The organism is Pseudomonas cucumis (assembly GCF_030687935.1).
GTDB classification, from domain to species: Bacteria; Pseudomonadota; Gammaproteobacteria; order Pseudomonadales; family Pseudomonadaceae; genus Aquipseudomonas; species Aquipseudomonas cucumis.
Window position 1 is genome coordinate 6,011,213 of record NZ_CP117454.1, and the last position, 15,049, is coordinate 6,026,261.

A 15,049-nucleotide genomic window follows, 5' to 3' on the forward strand; every position below is an offset into this window, starting at 1 on the left:
CGCTCTGTGCAGCGCTCAGGCCGGTTCAGCAACCGTGCCAAACGCCCCTTGCCTCGACACCAGAATCACCAGCCCCAATGCGCCCGCAGCCATCAGCAACGGCAAGGCATGCCCGCTGATCCACTGGCTTCCGGCACCGGCCGCCAAGGGCCCGATCAGGCAACCAATTCCCCATAGCTGTGCGATATGGGCATTGGCCCGCACCAGCGCATCGTCGCGATAACGCTCGCCGATCAGGATCAGCGACAAGGTGAACAAACCGCCGGCACTGGCGCCAAACAACACCCACAGCGGCCAGATCAGTAGCGTGTCGATCAGCAATGGAATCGCCAGGCTCGACAGCAACAAGAGCATCGCACAGCCGGTGAATAACGTACGCCGCGACAAGCGATCAGCCAGCGCGCCAATCGGCAATTGCAGCAAGGCATCACCCACCACCACTGTACTGACCATCGCCAAGGCGATTTCCGTGGTGAAGCCCTGACGTAGGCAGTAGACCGGCAGCAAGGTCAGGATCATCGCTTCGAACGCAGCGAACAGCGACACCGCCCAGGCAATCGCCGGTAAGCCGCGGCAGAAGGTCAACAAGTCACCGAGGGTTACGCTGCAGGCTTCGCTGGTGGGTGCGCCGCCGCGGCCCAGCAGCAGGAACGGTGACGTCATCAGCAAACCGACGCCGACCCAGAAGCCGTAATCGTGCTCGGTGCCCAACACCCCCAACAGTAACGGCCCGGCCAGCTGACTCAGCGCATAGCTACTGCCATACAACGCCACCAGCCGACCGCGCCATTGCTCGACCACCAGTTGGTTGATCCAGCTTTCACCGAGGATGAAGACGAGGGTCAGGATCACCCCGATCATCAACCGCAACACTAGCCAGATCGGGTAGCTTGGCCACACGGCCAGCAAACCGATGGACACCGCCCCGGCCCACAGACACAAGCGCATCAGATTGGCCGTGCCCAGACGGGCCGCAAGGTGGCTGGAGATTTTCGCCCCCAGCAGTACGCCGATGGCCGGCATCGCCGCCATCACGCCGATCGCGAACGAGCCGTAACCCCAGCCTTCCAGACGCAGCGAGACCAACGGCATGCTGACACCCAAGGCCAGGCCGACACTCAAGACAGACGCCAAAACGGCGAAATAAGTCGCCCAACGCATGTTCCACGCTCCTGTGGATATTTTATGTGCAGCGCAAAACAGTGTGGGAGCGGGCTTGCCCGCGATGGCGTCTTAACATTCAACATCGAGGTTGGCTGTCAGATTGCTATCGCGGGCAAGCCCGCTCCCACAGAGGATCTGTGTCCTTCAGGAGCCCGATGTTCAATCGGGCTCCTTCACTGACTTACAACTTGATCCAGGTCGCCTTCAGTTCGGTGTACTTGTCGAACGCGTGCAGCGATTTGTCGCGACCGTTGCCGGATTGTTTGAAGCCACCGAACGGCGCGGTCATGTCGCCGCCGTCGTATTGATTGACCCACACGCTACCGGCACGCAAAGCCTTGGCGGTCAGGTGAGCCTTGGAGATGTCGGCGGTCCAGACTGCAGCGGCCAAGCCGTAAGGCGTGTCGTTGGCGATCTGGATGGCTTCTTCAGCGCTGTCGAAGGTGATGACCGACAACACCGGACCGAAGATTTCTTCCTGAGCAATTTTCATCGCGTTGCTCACGCCATCGAAAATCGTCGGTTCAACGTAAGTGCCACCGGTTTCCTGAAGAATGCGCTTGCCGCCCACCACCAGTTTGGCGCCATCGGTGTGACCGGACTCAATGTAGGACAGCACAGTGTTCATCTGCTGGGTATCCACCAACGCACCGACATTGGTTGCCGGGTCCAGCGGGTTGCCCGGCTTCCAGGTTTTCAGGGCCTCGATCACCAGCGGCAGGAATTTGTCCTTGATCGAACGCTCGACCAGCAGGCGCGAACCGGCGGTGCAGACTTCGCCCTGGTTGAAGGCAATGGCGCCGGCAGCCGATTCAGCAGCAGCTTGCAGGTCCGGCGCATCGGCGAACACGATGTTCGGGCTCTTGCCGCCGGCTTCGAGCCAGACTCGCTTCATGTTCGATTCGCCGGAGTAGATCAGCAGTTGCTTGGCAATCTTGGTCGAACCGGTGAACACCAGGGTGTCGACGTCGTTGTGCAGGGCCAGGGCCTTGCCGACGGTGTGACCGTAACCCGGCAGCACGTTCAACACACCTTTCGGGATGCCGGCTTCAACGGCCAGCGCTGCAATGCGAATGGCCGTCAGCGGCGACTTTTCGGAAGGCTTGAGGATCACCGAGTTACCGGTAGACAGCGCCGGACCGAGTTTCCAGCAGGCCATCATCAACGGGAAGTTCCACGGCACGATCGCACCGACCACGCCGACCGGCTCGCGAGTCACCAGACCCAGTTGATCGTGCGGGGTAGCAGCGACTTCGTCGTAGATCTTGTCGATGGCTTCACCGCTCCAGCTCAGGGCTTGCGCCGCGCCGGGAACGTCGATGTACAGGGAATCGCTGATTGGCTTGCCCATGTCGAGGGTTTCGAGCAGGGCCAGCTCTTCGGCGTGCTGTTTCAGCAGGCCGGCAAAACGAATCATGGTGGCTTTGCGTTTGGTCGGCGCCAGGCGCGACCAGGTGCCGGAATGGAAAGTGGCGCGAGCGTTGTCCACGGCACGCTGGGCGTCGGCGGCGTCACAGCTGGCAATCTTGCCCAGCAGACGGCCATCGACCGGGCTGATGCACTCGAAGGTCTCACCGGAGACAGCATCGGTGTATTCGCCATTGATATAAGCGCGGCCTTCGATCTTCAGATCGCGAGCCCGTTGTTCCCAGTCGGCACGAGTCAGGGTGGTCATTCGAGTGTCCTCCTCTTATTGAATACGAGTGCCCCGCGTTCTATGCGGGTGCTGTCAGGAATTCTGCCCGGCCAGCCTGCTTTTCGGCTCAAGGCAACCGTTACCCTAAACCAGCGGCCGGTGAAGTTTCAATATATTTGACACAAGGCTGGCAAACGGCCTTGCGATGTTCATTTTAATAAACATAGACTTTCAATTTTCCAGCGCAATCACGGGGGAATACCAGCATGAGCATTCAGGATATCGTCGATTTCAGCCAGGCCAACACCCAGCCCGATCGTTATCGGCCCGACCCGGCGAAAGTCCTCAAGGGCGACCCCGAGCAAGCGGTGTACAACCATTACAACAGCCCGTGTGGCCAGATGAGTGCAGGTGTTTGGGAAGGCGAAGTCGGCCAGTGGCTAGTGAACTACACCGAGCACGAATACTGCGAAATCGTTCAGGGGGTTTCAGTGCTGCGCGACGGCGATGGCAACGCCAAGACCCTGCGCGTGGGCGATCGCTTCGTGATTCCGGCCGGTTTCAAAGGCACCTGGGAAGTACTGGAGCCGTGCCGCAAGATTTACGTGGTGTTTGAACAGAAGGCTTGAAAATTTGTGCTGTTTGGGCCGGCCTCATCGCGGGCAAGCCTCGCTCCTACAGAACGGACGCGACTCACCGTAGGAGCGAGGCTTGCCCGCGAAGGCGCACTGGTAGACACCGCATAACCCACAGGCAACAAAAAAGGCCCGTATCTCGCGATACGGGCCTTTTTCGTAAGAGAGAAAAATCAATTACTTGATTTTGCCTTCTTTGTAGATCACGTGCTTGCGAACAACCGGATCAAATTTCTTGATCTCGATTTTGTCCGGAGTAGTGCGCTTGTTCTTGTCGGTAGTGTAGAAGTGACCAGTACCGGCGCTCGAAATCAAACGAATCAATTCACGCATGATTAGCTCCCTTAGATCTTGCCAGCTTTGCGGATTTCGGCCAGCACGACAGTGATGCCACGCTTGTCGATGATACGCATGCCTTTGGCAGATACGCGCAGACGCACGAAACGTTTCTCTTCTTCAACCCAGAAGCGGTGATGCTGCAGGTTCGGCAGGAAACGACGACGGGTTTTGTTGTTTGCGTGGGAAATGTTATTCCCAGTCACCGGACCCTTACCGGTAACTTGACAGACTCTCGACATGCCTCAGCCCTCTAAAACCACATGCCCAACCCGGCATGGGTTGGCCGCTTAATCTCTCAGTCATTTGGCGCCAGGCGCCGCGTTTCTTTAGAGGTCTTACCGGCTACACCTACAGTGAAGGAACCGGGCCCCTAGAAAAGAGCGCTGCTTTATACCAGAAAGACTAGAGAGCAACAACAACCGGTGTGCATTGAGTTGATAAAAACCCGGTTTTGCGGGCGCCGAGTGCCTTGGATAAAGGCTGTGCCCGAGAACGACCGCTCGTCGTAGAGAATCAGCCAACGGGCCAATTCAGGGTTTCCTCAACCGCCACTCACCGAAAACAATCGCCCATACTCCCCTTAAAACGAAAAAGGGGATAGTCATTTGCAAAAGAGCCCACTAGGGTAAGCCTTTTCCAGACTGCACTTGCAGATGGGCCTTCGATCTGTAAAGGAATCCGACCATGCGCCTCGCTGCCCTACCGCTGCTGCTCGCCCCGCTTCTACTGAGCCCCCTGGCCCATGCCGCTGCCCTGAGCGTCTGCACTGAAGCCAGCCCGGAGGGGTTCGACGTGGTGCAATACAATTCGCTCACCACCACCAACGCCTCGGCCGATGTGCTGATGGACCGCCTGGTGGACTTCGACACGGCCAGCGGCAAAGTGGTCGCCAGCCTGGCGGACAGCTGGGAAGTCACGCCCGACGGCCTGACCTACGTCTTCAAATTGCACCCGCAGGTGAAATTTCACCGCACTGAATACTTCAGCCCGACGCGTGACCTGACCGCCGAAGACGTGAAGTTCAGCTTCGACCGCATGCTCGACCCGGCGAACCCATGGCACAAAGTCGCCCAGAGCGGCTTCCCGCACGCCCAGTCGATGCAGTTACCGGCACTGATCAAGAAGATCGACGCATTGGACCCGCTTACCATCCGCTTCACCCTCGATCACCCGGACTCGACTTTCCTGCCCACCCTGAGCATGGGTTTTGCCTCGATCTATTCGGCCGAGTACGCGGACAAACTGCTGAAGGCCGGCACCCCGGAAAAACTCAACAACCAGCCGATCGGCAGCGGCCCGTTCATCTTCACGCGCTTCCAGAAAGACGCCTCGATTCGCTACAAGGCCAACCCGGATTACTTCCGTGGCAAGCCATCGGTAGACCCGCTGATCTTCGCCATCACTCCGGACGCCAACGTGCGCTTGCAGAAATTGCGCCGCAACGAGTGCCAGATCGCCCTGTCGCCCAAACCGCTGGACGTACAGGCCGCGCTGAAAGAGCCGACCCTGAAAGTCGAAAAGACTGACGCCTTCATGACCGCCTTCGTTGGTATCAACAGCCAGCATCCGCCGCTGGATAAGCCTGAAGTACGCCAGGCGATCAATCTCGCGTTCGACAAGGCCAACTACGTCAAAGCCGTGTTCGAAGACACCGCCGAACCCGCCAACGGTCCGTATCCGCCCAACACCTGGAGCTACGCCAAAGGCTTGCCGGGCTACCCGCATGACGTCGAAAAGGCCCGTGCTTTGATGGCCAAGGCCGGGCTCAAGAGTGGCTTCCAGACCACTATCTGGACCCGCCCTTCCGGCAGCCTGCTGAACCCCAATCCGAGCCTCAGCGCACAATTGCTTCAGTCTGATCTGGCGGAAATCGGCATTCAGGCCGAGATTCGCGTGATCGAGTGGGGCGAGCTGATTCGCCGCGCCAAGGCCGGCGAGCATGACCTGCTGTTCATGGGCTGGGCCGGCGACAACGGCGACCCGGACAACTTCCTCACGCCGCAGTTTTCCTGCGCGGGGCTCAAATCCGGCACCAACTTCGCCCGCTACTGCAACCCGGACCTGGATAAACTGATCAGCGCCGGCAAGACCACTGGCGAGCAAGGTGTACGCACCAAGCTCTACGAGCAGGCCCAGACGCAGATCCAGCAACAGGCGTTGTGGCTGCCGCTGGCTCACCCAACGGCCTTTGCGCTGACACGTAAGGATGTGCAGGGCTATCAGGTCAGTCCGTTCGGCCGACAGGACTACTCGAAGGTCAACCTCAAGTAATCAGCGCCGACACAAAACCTGTGGAAGCGGGCTTGCCCGCGATAGCGGACTTTCCGGCGACAACTATGTTGAATTTGCCGACGCCATCGCGGGCAAGCCCGCTCCCACAGGGACTTACTTAGCTCTGTATCCCTCGCTCACATCCACCCATACTCGGCCATGGACAGCGGATCGCCGTCACCGACAATGAAATGGTCGAGTACCCGCACATCGATCAGGTCCAGCGCCTCTTGCAGGCGCTTGGTCAGCACTCGATCGGCTTGACTGGGGTTGGTGTTACCCGACGGATGGTTGGGGCAGAGGATCAGTGCGGCAGCATTGTGGGCCAAGGCACGCTTGACCACCTGTCGTGGATGGACACTCGTGCTGTCGATCGAGCCACGAAACAACGCTTCAAAGGTCAGCACTTGATGTTTGGAATCCAAAAACAGACAGCCGAACACCTCGTGCGGCTCGTGTCGGAGCATCGACTTCAGATAATCACGAACCGCCTGCGGATTTTCCAGCGCCGTTTTTTGGCGAGCACGTTCGGCCAAATGCCGCCTGCCCATTTCCTGCGCCGCTTGCAACTGAGCGAATTTTGCTGGCCCGAGCCCCAACTGCCTGCTGAACGCTGCCTGATCGGCCTCGAGCAGTGAACGCAGGCTACCAAACTGATTCAGCAGATGTCGCGCCAGATCCACCGCGCTTTTACCGGACACGCCGGTTCGTAAAAAAATCGCCAGCAGTTCGGCATCCGAAAGGCTCGCCGAGCCCAACTCCAGTAACCTCTCCCGCGGCCGCTCCGCCGCCGGCCAATCGCGAATACTCATAACACCTCCCTGGAATGTGGGCGCCGCTGTTCCGTAGCGGTCGCTGTGATATCGTAGCCCATCTTTTTTGCTGGCGAATTCATCCCTGGGGAGGGGGTATCGCCAAGCAGTCATCAACGAAATGAAAGGCAGACCTATGCAGCGGCTGTATCGGAAACGCATCGTTCTGGGCGTCGGCGGCGGCATTGCTGCCTACAAGAGCGCCGAGCTGGTTCGCCGCCTGATCGACCAGGGCGCCGAAGTGCGCGTAGTCATGACCCGTGGTGGCAGCGAATTCATTACCCCGCTGACCATGCAGGCGTTGTCCGGGCATCCGGTCCATCTCGATTTGCTGGACCCGGCGGCCGAAGCCGCGATGGGCCACATCGAGCTGGCCAAATGGGCCGACCTGGTGCTGATCGCTCCCGCCACCGCGGACCTGATCGCCCGTCTGGCCCAAGGCATTGCCGACGACCTGCTGACCACGCTGGTGCTGGCCACCGACGCAGTGGTCGCGGTCGCCCCGGCGATGAACCAGGCCATGTGGCGCGACCCGGCGACTCAGGCAAACCTGCAAACCCTCGAAAGCCGTGACCTCAAGGTCTTCGGCCCAGCCTCCGGCAGCCAGGCCTGCGGCGACGTCGGCATGGGCCGCATGCTCGAAGCCACCGACCTAGTCCAGTGCGCGGCAGATTGCTTCCAGCGCCAGGCGCTGACCGGTAAACACGTGCTGATCACCGCCGGCCCGACCCAGGAAAACATCGACCCGGTACGCTACATCACCAACCACAGCTCCGGGAAAATGGGCTTCGCCCTGGCCGAAGCTGCGGTAGAAGCCGGCGCCCGCGTGACCCTGATCACAGGTCCCGTGCACCTGCCGACCCCGGATCGTGTCACGCGCATCGATGTGGTCAGTGCCCGCGACATGCTCGCGGCCTGCGAAGCGGCGATCCCTTGCGACCTGTTCATCGCCTCTGCTGCGGTCGCGGACTACCGCCCGGAAGTCGTCGCCCCACAGAAACTCAAGAAAGACCCTACGAACGGCGACGGCTTGTTGCTACAGATGGTCCGCAACCCAGACATCCTGGCCACCATCGCCACCCGTCCCGACCGTCCGTTCAGTGTCGGCTTCGCCGCCGAAACCGAACACCTGCTCGATTACGCTGCCCGCAAATTGAAAGACAAGAACCTCGATCTGATCGTCGCCAACGACGTCGCGAACCCGAGCATTGGCTTCAACAGCGAAGAAAACGCCTGCAGCGTGATTGACCGCGAGCTGCACGCCACGCTTTTCGCCCAGACCAGCAAGAGCAAAATCGCTCGCCAGCTGATCACTTTTATCGCCGATCGTCTGAACCAGGTTTAATTTACATGCACGCTTTGCAAGCCAAGATCCTCGACCCACGCATTGGTACCGAATTCCCGCTGCCACAGTACGCCACGCCTGGTTCCGCCGGCCTCGACCTGCGCGCCATGCTGGAAAAAGACACCGTCATCAAGCCGGGCGAAACCCTGCTGATTCCGACTGGCCTGTCTGTCTACATTGGCGATCCAGGTTTGGCCGCGCTGATTCTGCCGCGCTCCGGCCTGGGCCATAAGCACGGCATCGTGCTGGGCAATCTGGTCGGCTTGATCGACTCCGATTACCAGGGCCCGCTGATGGTGTCGTGCTGGAACCGTGGCCAGACCGATTTCAACATGGTGGTAGGCGAACGCCTGGCCCAACTGGTGCTGGTACCGGTGGTTCAAGCGCATTTTGAAATGGTCGAAGAGTTCGTCGAAACCCAACGCGGCACCGGCGGTTTCGGCCATTCCGGCAGCCACTGATCACCGGCATTCAGGCTGGGAGCACTGCCCGACCTGACCTGCCCTCTGCATTTTAAGGATGAAAATTGCATTGTCGTCATCTGGAAGGTTTACCACTGAAAATCAAGGCATTGGCCGGCCAATTGCTCGCCAATGCTGATGGCATGGCCTTTTCACACCACGAACTCTCGGTGGAAAACACCGTCATACCCTTCAGTTTGAGCCTGCCGGCGAGTTTTTCGCCGACAGGACCAGCCACTTTCAAAATGGAGCATTCCTACAGATGAGCACCCCAGCCCAAGTCGCACCCAAGTTCCCCGACAGCATCTTCCGCGCCTACGACATTCGCGGCACCGTCCCGGAATTCTTGAACGCTGAAACAGCTTATTGGCTTGGTCGCGCCATCGGCTCCCAGAGCCTGGCCCAGAACGAACCCAACGTGTCCGTCGGCCGTGACGGTCGCCTCTCCGGCCCGGAACTGGTCGAGCAACTGATCAAAGGCCTGGCCGACAGCGGTTGCCACGTCAGCGACGTCGGCCTGGTACCAACCCCTGCGCTGTATTACGCCGCCAACGTACTGGCCGGCAAATCCGGCGTAATGCTCACTGGCAGCCACAACCCGTCGAACTACAACGGCTTCAAGATCGTCATTGCCGGCGACACGCTGGCCAACGAACAGATCCAGGCCCTGCACGAACGCCTCAAGACCAACAACCTGAGCAGCGGCAAGGGCAGCATCACCAAGGTCGAGATCCTCGACCGCTACAACACTGAAATCGTCCAGGACATCAAACTCGCCCGCCGCCTGAAAGTGGTGGTCGATTGCGGCAACGGCGCGGCCGGTGTGATCGCCCCGCAGCTGATCGAAGCCCTGAACTGCGAAGTCATCCCGCTGTTCTGCGAAGTCGATGGCAACTTCCCGAATCACCATCCGGACCCGGGCAAGCCTGAAAACCTCGTGGACCTGATCGCCAAGGTCAAGGAAACCAACGCCGACCTGGGCCTGGCTTTCGACGGCGACGGTGACCGTGTAGGTGTCGTCACCAACACCGGCAGCATCGTCTTCCCTGATCGCCTGTTGATGCTGTTCGCCCGCGACGTCGTGGCGCGCAACCCGAACGCGGAAATCATCTTCGACGTCAAATGCACCCGTCGCCTGATTCCGCTGATCAAGGAATACGGCGGTCGTCCACTGATGTGGAAAACAGGTCACTCGCTGATCAAAAAGAAAATGAAACAATCCGGCGCCCTGTTGGCCGGCGAGATGAGCGGGCACATCTTCTTCAAGGAACGCTGGTTCGGTTTCGACGACGGTATCTATGCCGCCGCGCGGCTGCTGGAGATCCTCAGCAAGGAAAAATCCACCGCGGAAGAGCTGTTCGCGACCTTCCCGAACGATATTTCTACGCCAGAGATCAATATCCATGTGACCGAAGAGAGCAAATTCAGCATCATTGATGCACTGCACGATGCGCAATGGGGTGAAGGCGCCGACCTGACCACCATTGACGGCGTGCGAGTCGACTATGCCAAAGGCTGGGGCCTGGTTCGCGCCTCCAACACCACACCGGTGCTGGTGCTGCGCTTCGAGGCCGATGACGAGGCTGAATTGCAGCGCATCAAGGATGTGTTCCACGTCCAGCTGAAGCGCGTTGCACCTGATCTCCAATTACCGTTTTGATCTATTGAAGCACCCGGAGCCCTGAATGACCCTCGAACGCGAAGCCGCCGCCAACACCGCCAAGGTCCTGTCCGAAGCGCTGCCTTACATTCGCCGCTATGTCGGCAAGACGCTGGTGATCAAATACGGCGGCAACGCGATGGAAAGCGAGGAGCTGAAAACCGGCTTCGCCCGCGACATCGTGCTGATGAAAGCCGTGGGCATCAACCCGGTGGTGGTTCACGGCGGCGGCCCGCAAATCGGCGACCTGCTCAAGCGTCTGTCGATCGAGAGCCACTTCATCGATGGCATGCGCGTGACTGACGCGCAGACCATGGACGTGGTGGAAATGGTCCTCGGCGGCCAGGTCAACAAGGACATCGTCAACCTGATCAACCGTCATGGCGGCAGCGCCATCGGCCTGACCGGTAAAGACGCCGAGCTGATTCGCGCGAAAAAACTCACTGTTACCCGTCAGACGCCGGAAATGACTCAGCCGGAAATCATCGATATTGGCCAAGTGGGCGAAGTGGTCGGCATCAACACCGACCTGCTGAACCTGCTGGTCAAAGGCGATTTCATTCCGGTGATCGCGCCAATCGGCGTCGGCGCCAACGGCGAGTCATACAACATCAACGCCGATCTGGTGGCCGGTAAAGTGGCCGAAGCGCTGAAGGCTGAAAAGCTGATGCTGCTGACCAATATCGCCGGCCTGATGGACAAGTCGGGCACGGTTCTGACCGGCCTGACGACTCAACAGGTCGACGACCTGATCGCCGACGGCACTATCTACGGCGGCATGCTGCCGAAGATTCGCTGCGCGCTGGAAGCGGTACAAGGCGGCGTGGGTAGCTCGTTGATCATCGATGGTCGGGTGCCGAACGCGATTCTGCTGGAAATCTTCACCGATACCGGTGTGGGCACTTTGATCAGCAATCGCAAGCGTCACTGATTCAAACCTTAAAAAGATCGCAGCCTTCGGCAGCTCCTGGAACGGCGGATTTTCGGATGTACGAAAACCCTGTAGGAGCTGACGAAGTCTGCGATCTTTTTTATGCGCGCAGGAAACGCCTGACCTGACTAAGCGAAACATCCGACATCGCGAAGGAAGCAATCTGCATAGGATCTCCCCGTACCCACAGGAGAATTACCCCATGCAAAAAGACTATGTCCCCTATGGCAGTGATGTTTCACCTGGCACCTATGCCTGCGTCGATTGCGGTCATGAGTACTCGAACCAGGCCAAGACCTCGATGCCGCCGTGCCCGCAAATCCGGAAAACCCCACACACCCGTCATGGCTGGAAAACTCTTACAGGTCAGGGCGATGCCGCTATTGATCCGTACCCAGAGAAAGCCAATAAACCCGTGGGGATCAAAAAGGCCGCGACACTCAGCAGCACCAGCAAAAAATAATCCTGGCGGACTGAGCCATGTAGATCTCGTTCACGATCGACGCCCAGACGTCATTAAGACTGCGCTGACAAAAAAGACCCCGCTCAGACTGGCTGAGCGGGGTCTTTTTTTGCTTTCGATCCCTGTGACAATCCACCTAGTGTGGCGAGGGAGCTTGCTCCCGCTTGAGTGCGCAGCACTCACAAGGATTATGGTCAGACGCCGAATTGGGCGCGGTAGGCTTCAACTGCCGGCAGGTGTTGCTTGAGCTGGGGATCGTCCGCCAGGAACTCGAGAACCTGGTTCAGCGAAACAATGCTGATCACCGGGATGCCGAAGTCACGCTCCACTTCCTGGATGGCCGACAATTCGCCGTTGCCACGCTCCTGACGATTCAGGGCGATTAATACGCCCGCGGCTTTGGCGCCGTCCTGGGAAGCGATGATCTGCATCACCTCGCGGATCGCCGTGCCTGCGGTAATCACGTCGTCGATGATCAGCACGTCGCCGGTCAATGGCGCGCCAACCAGGCTGCCGCCTTCGCCGTGGGCCTTGGCTTCCTTGCGGTTGAAGCACCATGGCAGATCTCGGCCATGATGTTCGGCCAGCGCCACGGCGGTAGTCGCCGCCAACGGGATGCCTTTGTAAGCCGGGCCGAACAGCACATCGAACGAAATACCGCTCTCGACGATGGCTGCCGCGTAGAAACGCCCCAGCTGCGCCAGGGCAGAACCGGAGTTGAACAGGCCGGCATTGAAGAAGTAAGGACTGGTGCGCCCGGACTTCAGGGTGAACTCACCGAAGCGCAAAACGCCACGATCAATGGCAAAACGAATGAAGTCGCGCTGATACGCTTGCATGAAAAAAACCCCAAATACCACGGATTTAGCTAATTAGGTAGACGCCGTGTATCATACCCGCACGCGATTTTTGGGGCCACTTATGCGGATCATCAGTGTGAACGTCAATGGGATTCAGGCTGCAGTCGAGCGTGGTTTGCTCAGTTGGCTGCAAGCACAGAATGCCGACGTCATCTGCCTGCAGGACACCCGCGCCTCCGCCTTTGAACTGGACGATCCAGCCTTCCAACTGGATGGCTACTTCCTTTATGCCTGCGAAGCTGAAGTTCCCGCCCAAGGTGGCGTGGCTTTGTACTCGCGGTTGCAACCGAAGGCAGTCATCAGCGGTCTCGGCTTCGAGACGGCCGACCGCTACGGGCGTTACCTGCAAGCCGATTTCGACAAGGTCAGCATCGCGACCTTGCTGCTCCCTTCGGGGCAGAATGGCGATGAAGACTTGAACCAGAAGTTCAAGCTAATGGACGACTTCGCCCGTTATCTGGATAAACAGCGACGCAAACGTCGCGAGTACATTTATTGTGGCTCGCTGTACGTGGCGCAACAGAAGCTGGATATCAAGAACTGGCGCGACAGCCAGCAATCCCCGGGCTTCCTGGCACCTGAGCGTGCCTGGATGGACGAGATTGTCGGCAACATGGGTTATGTCGATGCCCTGCGCGAAGTCAGCCGTGAAGGCGACCAGTACAGCTGGTGGCCGGACAACGAACAGGCCGAGATGCTTAACCTGGGCTGGCGTTTCGACTACCAGTTGCTGACCCCAGGCCTGCGCCGCTTCGTACGCAGCGCACGCCTGCCACGTCAGCCACGGTTCTCGCAGCACGCCCCGCTGATCGTAGACTACGACTGGACGCTGACGATCTAGGTTTCGCTGACACGAAAACCTGCTGACCCGGTTGACGAAAATGCCCGTATCTTGCGATACGGGCATTTTACTTATGCTTTATACCTTCAAGCAGCGGCGAAAAACGGCAGCGCCAGGTACAACTTGATGACGATGACATTAATGATGTCGATGAAGAAAGCACCCACCATTGGCACCACTAGAAACGCTATTTGCGAAGGTCCGTAACGTTGTGTCACCGCTTGCATGTTAGCGATGGCAGTTGGCGTGGCTCCTAGTCCAAAACCGCAGTGCCCTGCCGCCAGAACTGCCGCATCGTAGTTGCTGCCCATCACTCTGAATGTCACGAAAATCGCAAACAGTGCCATGACCAACGCTTGCGCAGCCAGGATGATAAAGAATGGCAAAGCCAGTGCTGCCAGATCCCACAGTTTGAGCGACATCAAAGCGATCGCCAGAAACAGCGATAAGCTGACATTCCCCAACACGGAAACTTCACGCTCAAACACCTGATACAAGCCAAGTGCGGAAAGGCCGTTGCGTAAAACCACACCCACGAACAAAACACATACGAACGTCGGCAACTCAAATGCAGTTCCGTGGAGCAGGCCATTCAAGAGGGAGCCTGCCATCAGACTGACGGCGATCAGCGCGAGCGTCTCGACAAACGAAAAGGGTGTGATCGAGCGCTCTTTGTTTGGCTGCTCAAAGCCCTTCGGCAGACGCGGCTTGCCTTGCTCGAGGCCGGGTGCCTGGACACGCTTGATGAGCAGGCGAGCGACCGGACCACCAATCAAACCACCCAGCACCAAGCCAAATGTAGCAGAGGCCATCGCGAGCTCAGAGGCGGAAGCCAGACCAAACTTCTCGCTGAACGTCGCTCCCCACGCAGCGCCTGTACCGTGACCGCCAGACAACGTAATCGAGCCCGTCAACAAACCCATCAACGGATCGAGCCCCAAGGCCTTTGCGAGACCGATGCCCATGGCATTCTGGACCACCAGAAGCCCGATCACCGCCAGTAGAAAGATCCCCACTACGCGCCCGCCTTTCTTCAGGCTGGCGAAGTCTGCACTCAAGCCGATGGTGGCAAAAAAAGCCAACATCAAGGGTGTTTGCAGTGAGGTCTCAAATCGGACGTCAATATCAAATCCTCGCAAAGCCAAGAGAAGCAGAGCAACCACCAGGCCGCCTGCTACAGGCTCAGGGATATTGTAACTGCGTAAAAAACCGATTCGTGCGACGAGTCCGCGTCCCAGTAACAGTACTAAAGAGGCGGCCACAAGTGTTCCATAAAAATCGAGTTGAACCATTGGGATTATTCTTTGATATATATTCAGGGGCGAACTTTTTACCTGGACACGCCTCTAGAACAGGTTGATCTTCTCAACACTGATTTGCTTTAAATTCAAGGACCTTCAATGGTCTGAATATATCGAAATATTTCTGAAGGAATATTACTTGGGGTAACTTTATCAACCGCGAAGTCTCATTGCCAAGCGCATAGGCGGCGCTGAGGCGAAGCAGTTGTGACTAGAAGTGTAAGAGCGATAGTGCGCCGTAATACCTGCGGCGACGGAATATTGCAAATGGCAACGTTTGGGAAGCAGTTTCAAAAAAGCAAATGCCCCGACAAGTCAGGGCATTTGCTT

The 15,049-nt window shown here is 58.5% G+C and carries 15 protein-coding genes and 1 pseudogene; 9 read left to right on the plus strand and 7 right to left on the minus strand.

Features of this window, described 5'->3' with window-relative positions; genetic code table 11:
- Nucleotides 1–15: 15 nt before the first annotated feature.
- Both PSH97_RS27395 and PSH97_RS27400 read right to left on the minus strand, forming a co-directional pair.
- Nucleotides 16–1,161: an MFS transporter gene (locus tag PSH97_RS27395; RefSeq protein ID WP_305447418.1), complete on the minus strand. Its 1,146-nt coding sequence runs from the start codon at nt 1,159–1,161 to the stop codon at nt 16–18.
- A 184-nt stretch (nt 1,162–1,345) separates the two neighbouring features.
- Complete coding sequence (locus PSH97_RS27400; protein ID WP_305447419.1) at nt 1,346–2,839, minus strand: aldehyde dehydrogenase; 1,494 nt, start codon at nt 2,837–2,839, stop codon at nt 1,346–1,348.
- A 227-nt stretch (nt 2,840–3,066) separates the two neighbouring features.
- Here PSH97_RS27400 and PSH97_RS27405 point away from each other — a divergent pair, with 227 nt between their 5' ends.
- The gene (locus PSH97_RS27405) at nt 3,067–3,429 is read left to right on the plus strand and encodes a cupin domain-containing protein (protein ID WP_038980750.1); all 363 of its coding nucleotides are present in this window, start codon (nt 3,067–3,069) and stop codon (nt 3,427–3,429) included.
- Between the two features lie 183 nt (nt 3,430–3,612).
- On the opposite strand, the gene rpmG is transcribed toward PSH97_RS27405, so the two are convergent.
- Nucleotides 3,613–3,768, minus strand: coding sequence for a 50S ribosomal protein L33 (gene rpmG / locus PSH97_RS27410; RefSeq protein WP_007894709.1), 156 nt, complete (start codon nt 3,766–3,768; stop codon nt 3,613–3,615).
- An 11-nt stretch (nt 3,769–3,779) separates the two neighbouring features.
- The gene (gene rpmB, locus PSH97_RS27415) at nt 3,780–4,013 is read right to left on the minus strand and encodes a 50S ribosomal protein L28 (protein WP_007894701.1); all 234 of its coding nucleotides are present in this window, start codon (nt 4,011–4,013) and stop codon (nt 3,780–3,782) included.
- A 445-nt stretch (nt 4,014–4,458) separates the two neighbouring features.
- Between rpmB and PSH97_RS27420 the strand changes: the two genes are divergently transcribed.
- Nucleotides 4,459–6,045, plus strand: a complete 1,587-nt coding sequence (locus tag PSH97_RS27420) for an ABC transporter substrate-binding protein (protein ID WP_305447420.1) — start codon at nt 4,459–4,461, stop codon at nt 6,043–6,045.
- A 137-nt stretch (nt 6,046–6,182) separates the two neighbouring features.
- Here PSH97_RS27420 and radC read toward each other — a convergent pair whose 3' ends face one another.
- On the minus strand, nt 6,183–6,857 hold the full coding sequence (gene radC / locus PSH97_RS27425) for a RadC family protein (protein ID WP_305447421.1): 675 nt from the start codon (nt 6,855–6,857) through the stop codon (nt 6,183–6,185).
- A gap of 136 nt (nt 6,858–6,993) precedes the next feature.
- Between radC and coaBC the strand changes: the two genes are divergently transcribed.
- The 6 genes and pseudogenes from coaBC (at nt 6,994) to PSH97_RS27455 (ending at nt 11,717) form a co-directional block, all read left to right on the plus strand.
- Entirely contained in the window at nt 6,994–8,202 is a 1,209-nt protein-coding gene (gene coaBC, locus PSH97_RS27430) for a bifunctional phosphopantothenoylcysteine decarboxylase/phosphopantothenate--cysteine ligase CoaBC (RefSeq protein ID WP_305449878.1), read from the plus strand.
- A 5-nt stretch (nt 8,203–8,207) separates the two neighbouring features.
- Nucleotides 8,208–8,663 carry a dUTP diphosphatase gene (dut, locus tag PSH97_RS27435; protein ID WP_007894692.1) on the plus strand — a complete coding sequence of 152 codons (456 nt, stop codon included), beginning with the start codon at nt 8,208–8,210 and terminating at the stop codon, nt 8,661–8,663.
- 65 nt (nt 8,664–8,728) lie between these two features.
- A complete protein-coding gene (locus PSH97_RS27440; RefSeq protein ID WP_305447422.1) occupies nt 8,729–8,929 on the plus strand; it encodes a hypothetical protein in 201 nt (66 codons plus the stop codon).
- Between the two features lie 17 nt (nt 8,930–8,946).
- Nucleotides 8,947–10,323: pseudogene (locus PSH97_RS27445) on the plus strand (phosphomannomutase/phosphoglucomutase); the annotation flags it as partial.
- Nucleotides 10,324–10,348: 25 nt separating this feature from the next.
- Nucleotides 10,349–11,254 carry an acetylglutamate kinase gene (gene argB / locus PSH97_RS27450; RefSeq protein WP_008007602.1) on the plus strand — a complete coding sequence of 302 codons (906 nt, stop codon included), beginning with the start codon at nt 10,349–10,351 and terminating at the stop codon, nt 11,252–11,254.
- A gap of 202 nt (nt 11,255–11,456) precedes the next feature.
- Complete coding sequence (locus tag PSH97_RS27455; protein WP_305447423.1) at nt 11,457–11,717, plus strand: zinc ribbon-containing protein; 261 nt, start codon at nt 11,457–11,459, stop codon at nt 11,715–11,717.
- 194 nt (nt 11,718–11,911) lie between these two features.
- Here the strand turns inward: PSH97_RS27455 and pyrE are convergent, their stop codons facing one another.
- Entirely contained in the window at nt 11,912–12,556 is a 645-nt protein-coding gene (gene pyrE, locus PSH97_RS27460; protein WP_007894680.1) for an orotate phosphoribosyltransferase, read from the minus strand.
- A gap of 82 nt (nt 12,557–12,638) precedes the next feature.
- Between pyrE and PSH97_RS27465 the strand changes: the two genes are divergently transcribed.
- Nucleotides 12,639–13,418 carry an exodeoxyribonuclease III gene (locus tag PSH97_RS27465; RefSeq protein WP_007934608.1) on the plus strand — a complete coding sequence of 260 codons (780 nt, stop codon included), beginning with the start codon at nt 12,639–12,641 and terminating at the stop codon, nt 13,416–13,418.
- Between the two features lie 86 nt (nt 13,419–13,504).
- Here the strand turns inward: PSH97_RS27465 and gltS are convergent, their stop codons facing one another.
- The gene (gene gltS, locus PSH97_RS27470; RefSeq protein ID WP_305447425.1) at nt 13,505–14,710 is read right to left on the minus strand and encodes a sodium/glutamate symporter; all 1,206 of its coding nucleotides are present in this window, start codon (nt 14,708–14,710) and stop codon (nt 13,505–13,507) included.
- Nucleotides 14,711–15,049: the final 339 nt, after the last annotated feature.

Bases quoted from the DNA above. Each gene is read 5' to 3' on its own strand.
- PSH97_RS27395 (WP_305447418.1), bottom strand. From the start codon at position 1,161: ATGCGTTGGGCGACTTATTTCGCCGTTTTGGCGTCTGTCTTGAGTGTC.
- PSH97_RS27400 (WP_305447419.1), bottom strand. From the start codon at position 2,839: ATGACCACCCTGACTCGTGCCGACTGGGAACAACGGGCTCGCGATCTG.
- PSH97_RS27405 (WP_038980750.1), top strand. From the start codon at position 3,067: ATGAGCATTCAGGATATCGTCGATTTCAGCCAGGCCAACACCCAGCCC.
- rpmG (WP_007894709.1), bottom strand. From the start codon at position 3,768: ATGCGTGAATTGATTCGTTTGATTTCGAGCGCCGGTACTGGTCACTTC.
- rpmB (WP_007894701.1), bottom strand. From the start codon at position 4,013: ATGTCGAGAGTCTGTCAAGTTACCGGTAAGGGTCCGGTGACTGGGAAT.
- PSH97_RS27420 (WP_305447420.1), top strand. From the start codon at position 4,459: ATGCGCCTCGCTGCCCTACCGCTGCTGCTCGCCCCGCTTCTACTGAGC.
- radC (WP_305447421.1), bottom strand. From the start codon at position 6,857: ATGAGTATTCGCGATTGGCCGGCGGCGGAGCGGCCGCGGGAGAGGTTA.
- coaBC (WP_305449878.1), top strand. From the start codon at position 6,994: ATGCAGCGGCTGTATCGGAAACGCATCGTTCTGGGCGTCGGCGGCGGC.
- dut (WP_007894692.1), top strand. From the start codon at position 8,208: ATGCACGCTTTGCAAGCCAAGATCCTCGACCCACGCATTGGTACCGAA.
- argB (WP_008007602.1), top strand. From the start codon at position 10,349: ATGACCCTCGAACGCGAAGCCGCCGCCAACACCGCCAAGGTCCTGTCC.
- PSH97_RS27455 (WP_305447423.1), top strand. From the start codon at position 11,457: ATGCAAAAAGACTATGTCCCCTATGGCAGTGATGTTTCACCTGGCACC.
- pyrE (WP_007894680.1), bottom strand. From the start codon at position 12,556: ATGCAAGCGTATCAGCGCGACTTCATTCGTTTTGCCATTGATCGTGGC.
- PSH97_RS27465 (WP_007934608.1), top strand. From the start codon at position 12,639: ATGCGGATCATCAGTGTGAACGTCAATGGGATTCAGGCTGCAGTCGAG.
- gltS (WP_305447425.1), bottom strand. From the start codon at position 14,710: ATGGTTCAACTCGATTTTTATGGAACACTTGTGGCCGCCTCTTTAGTA.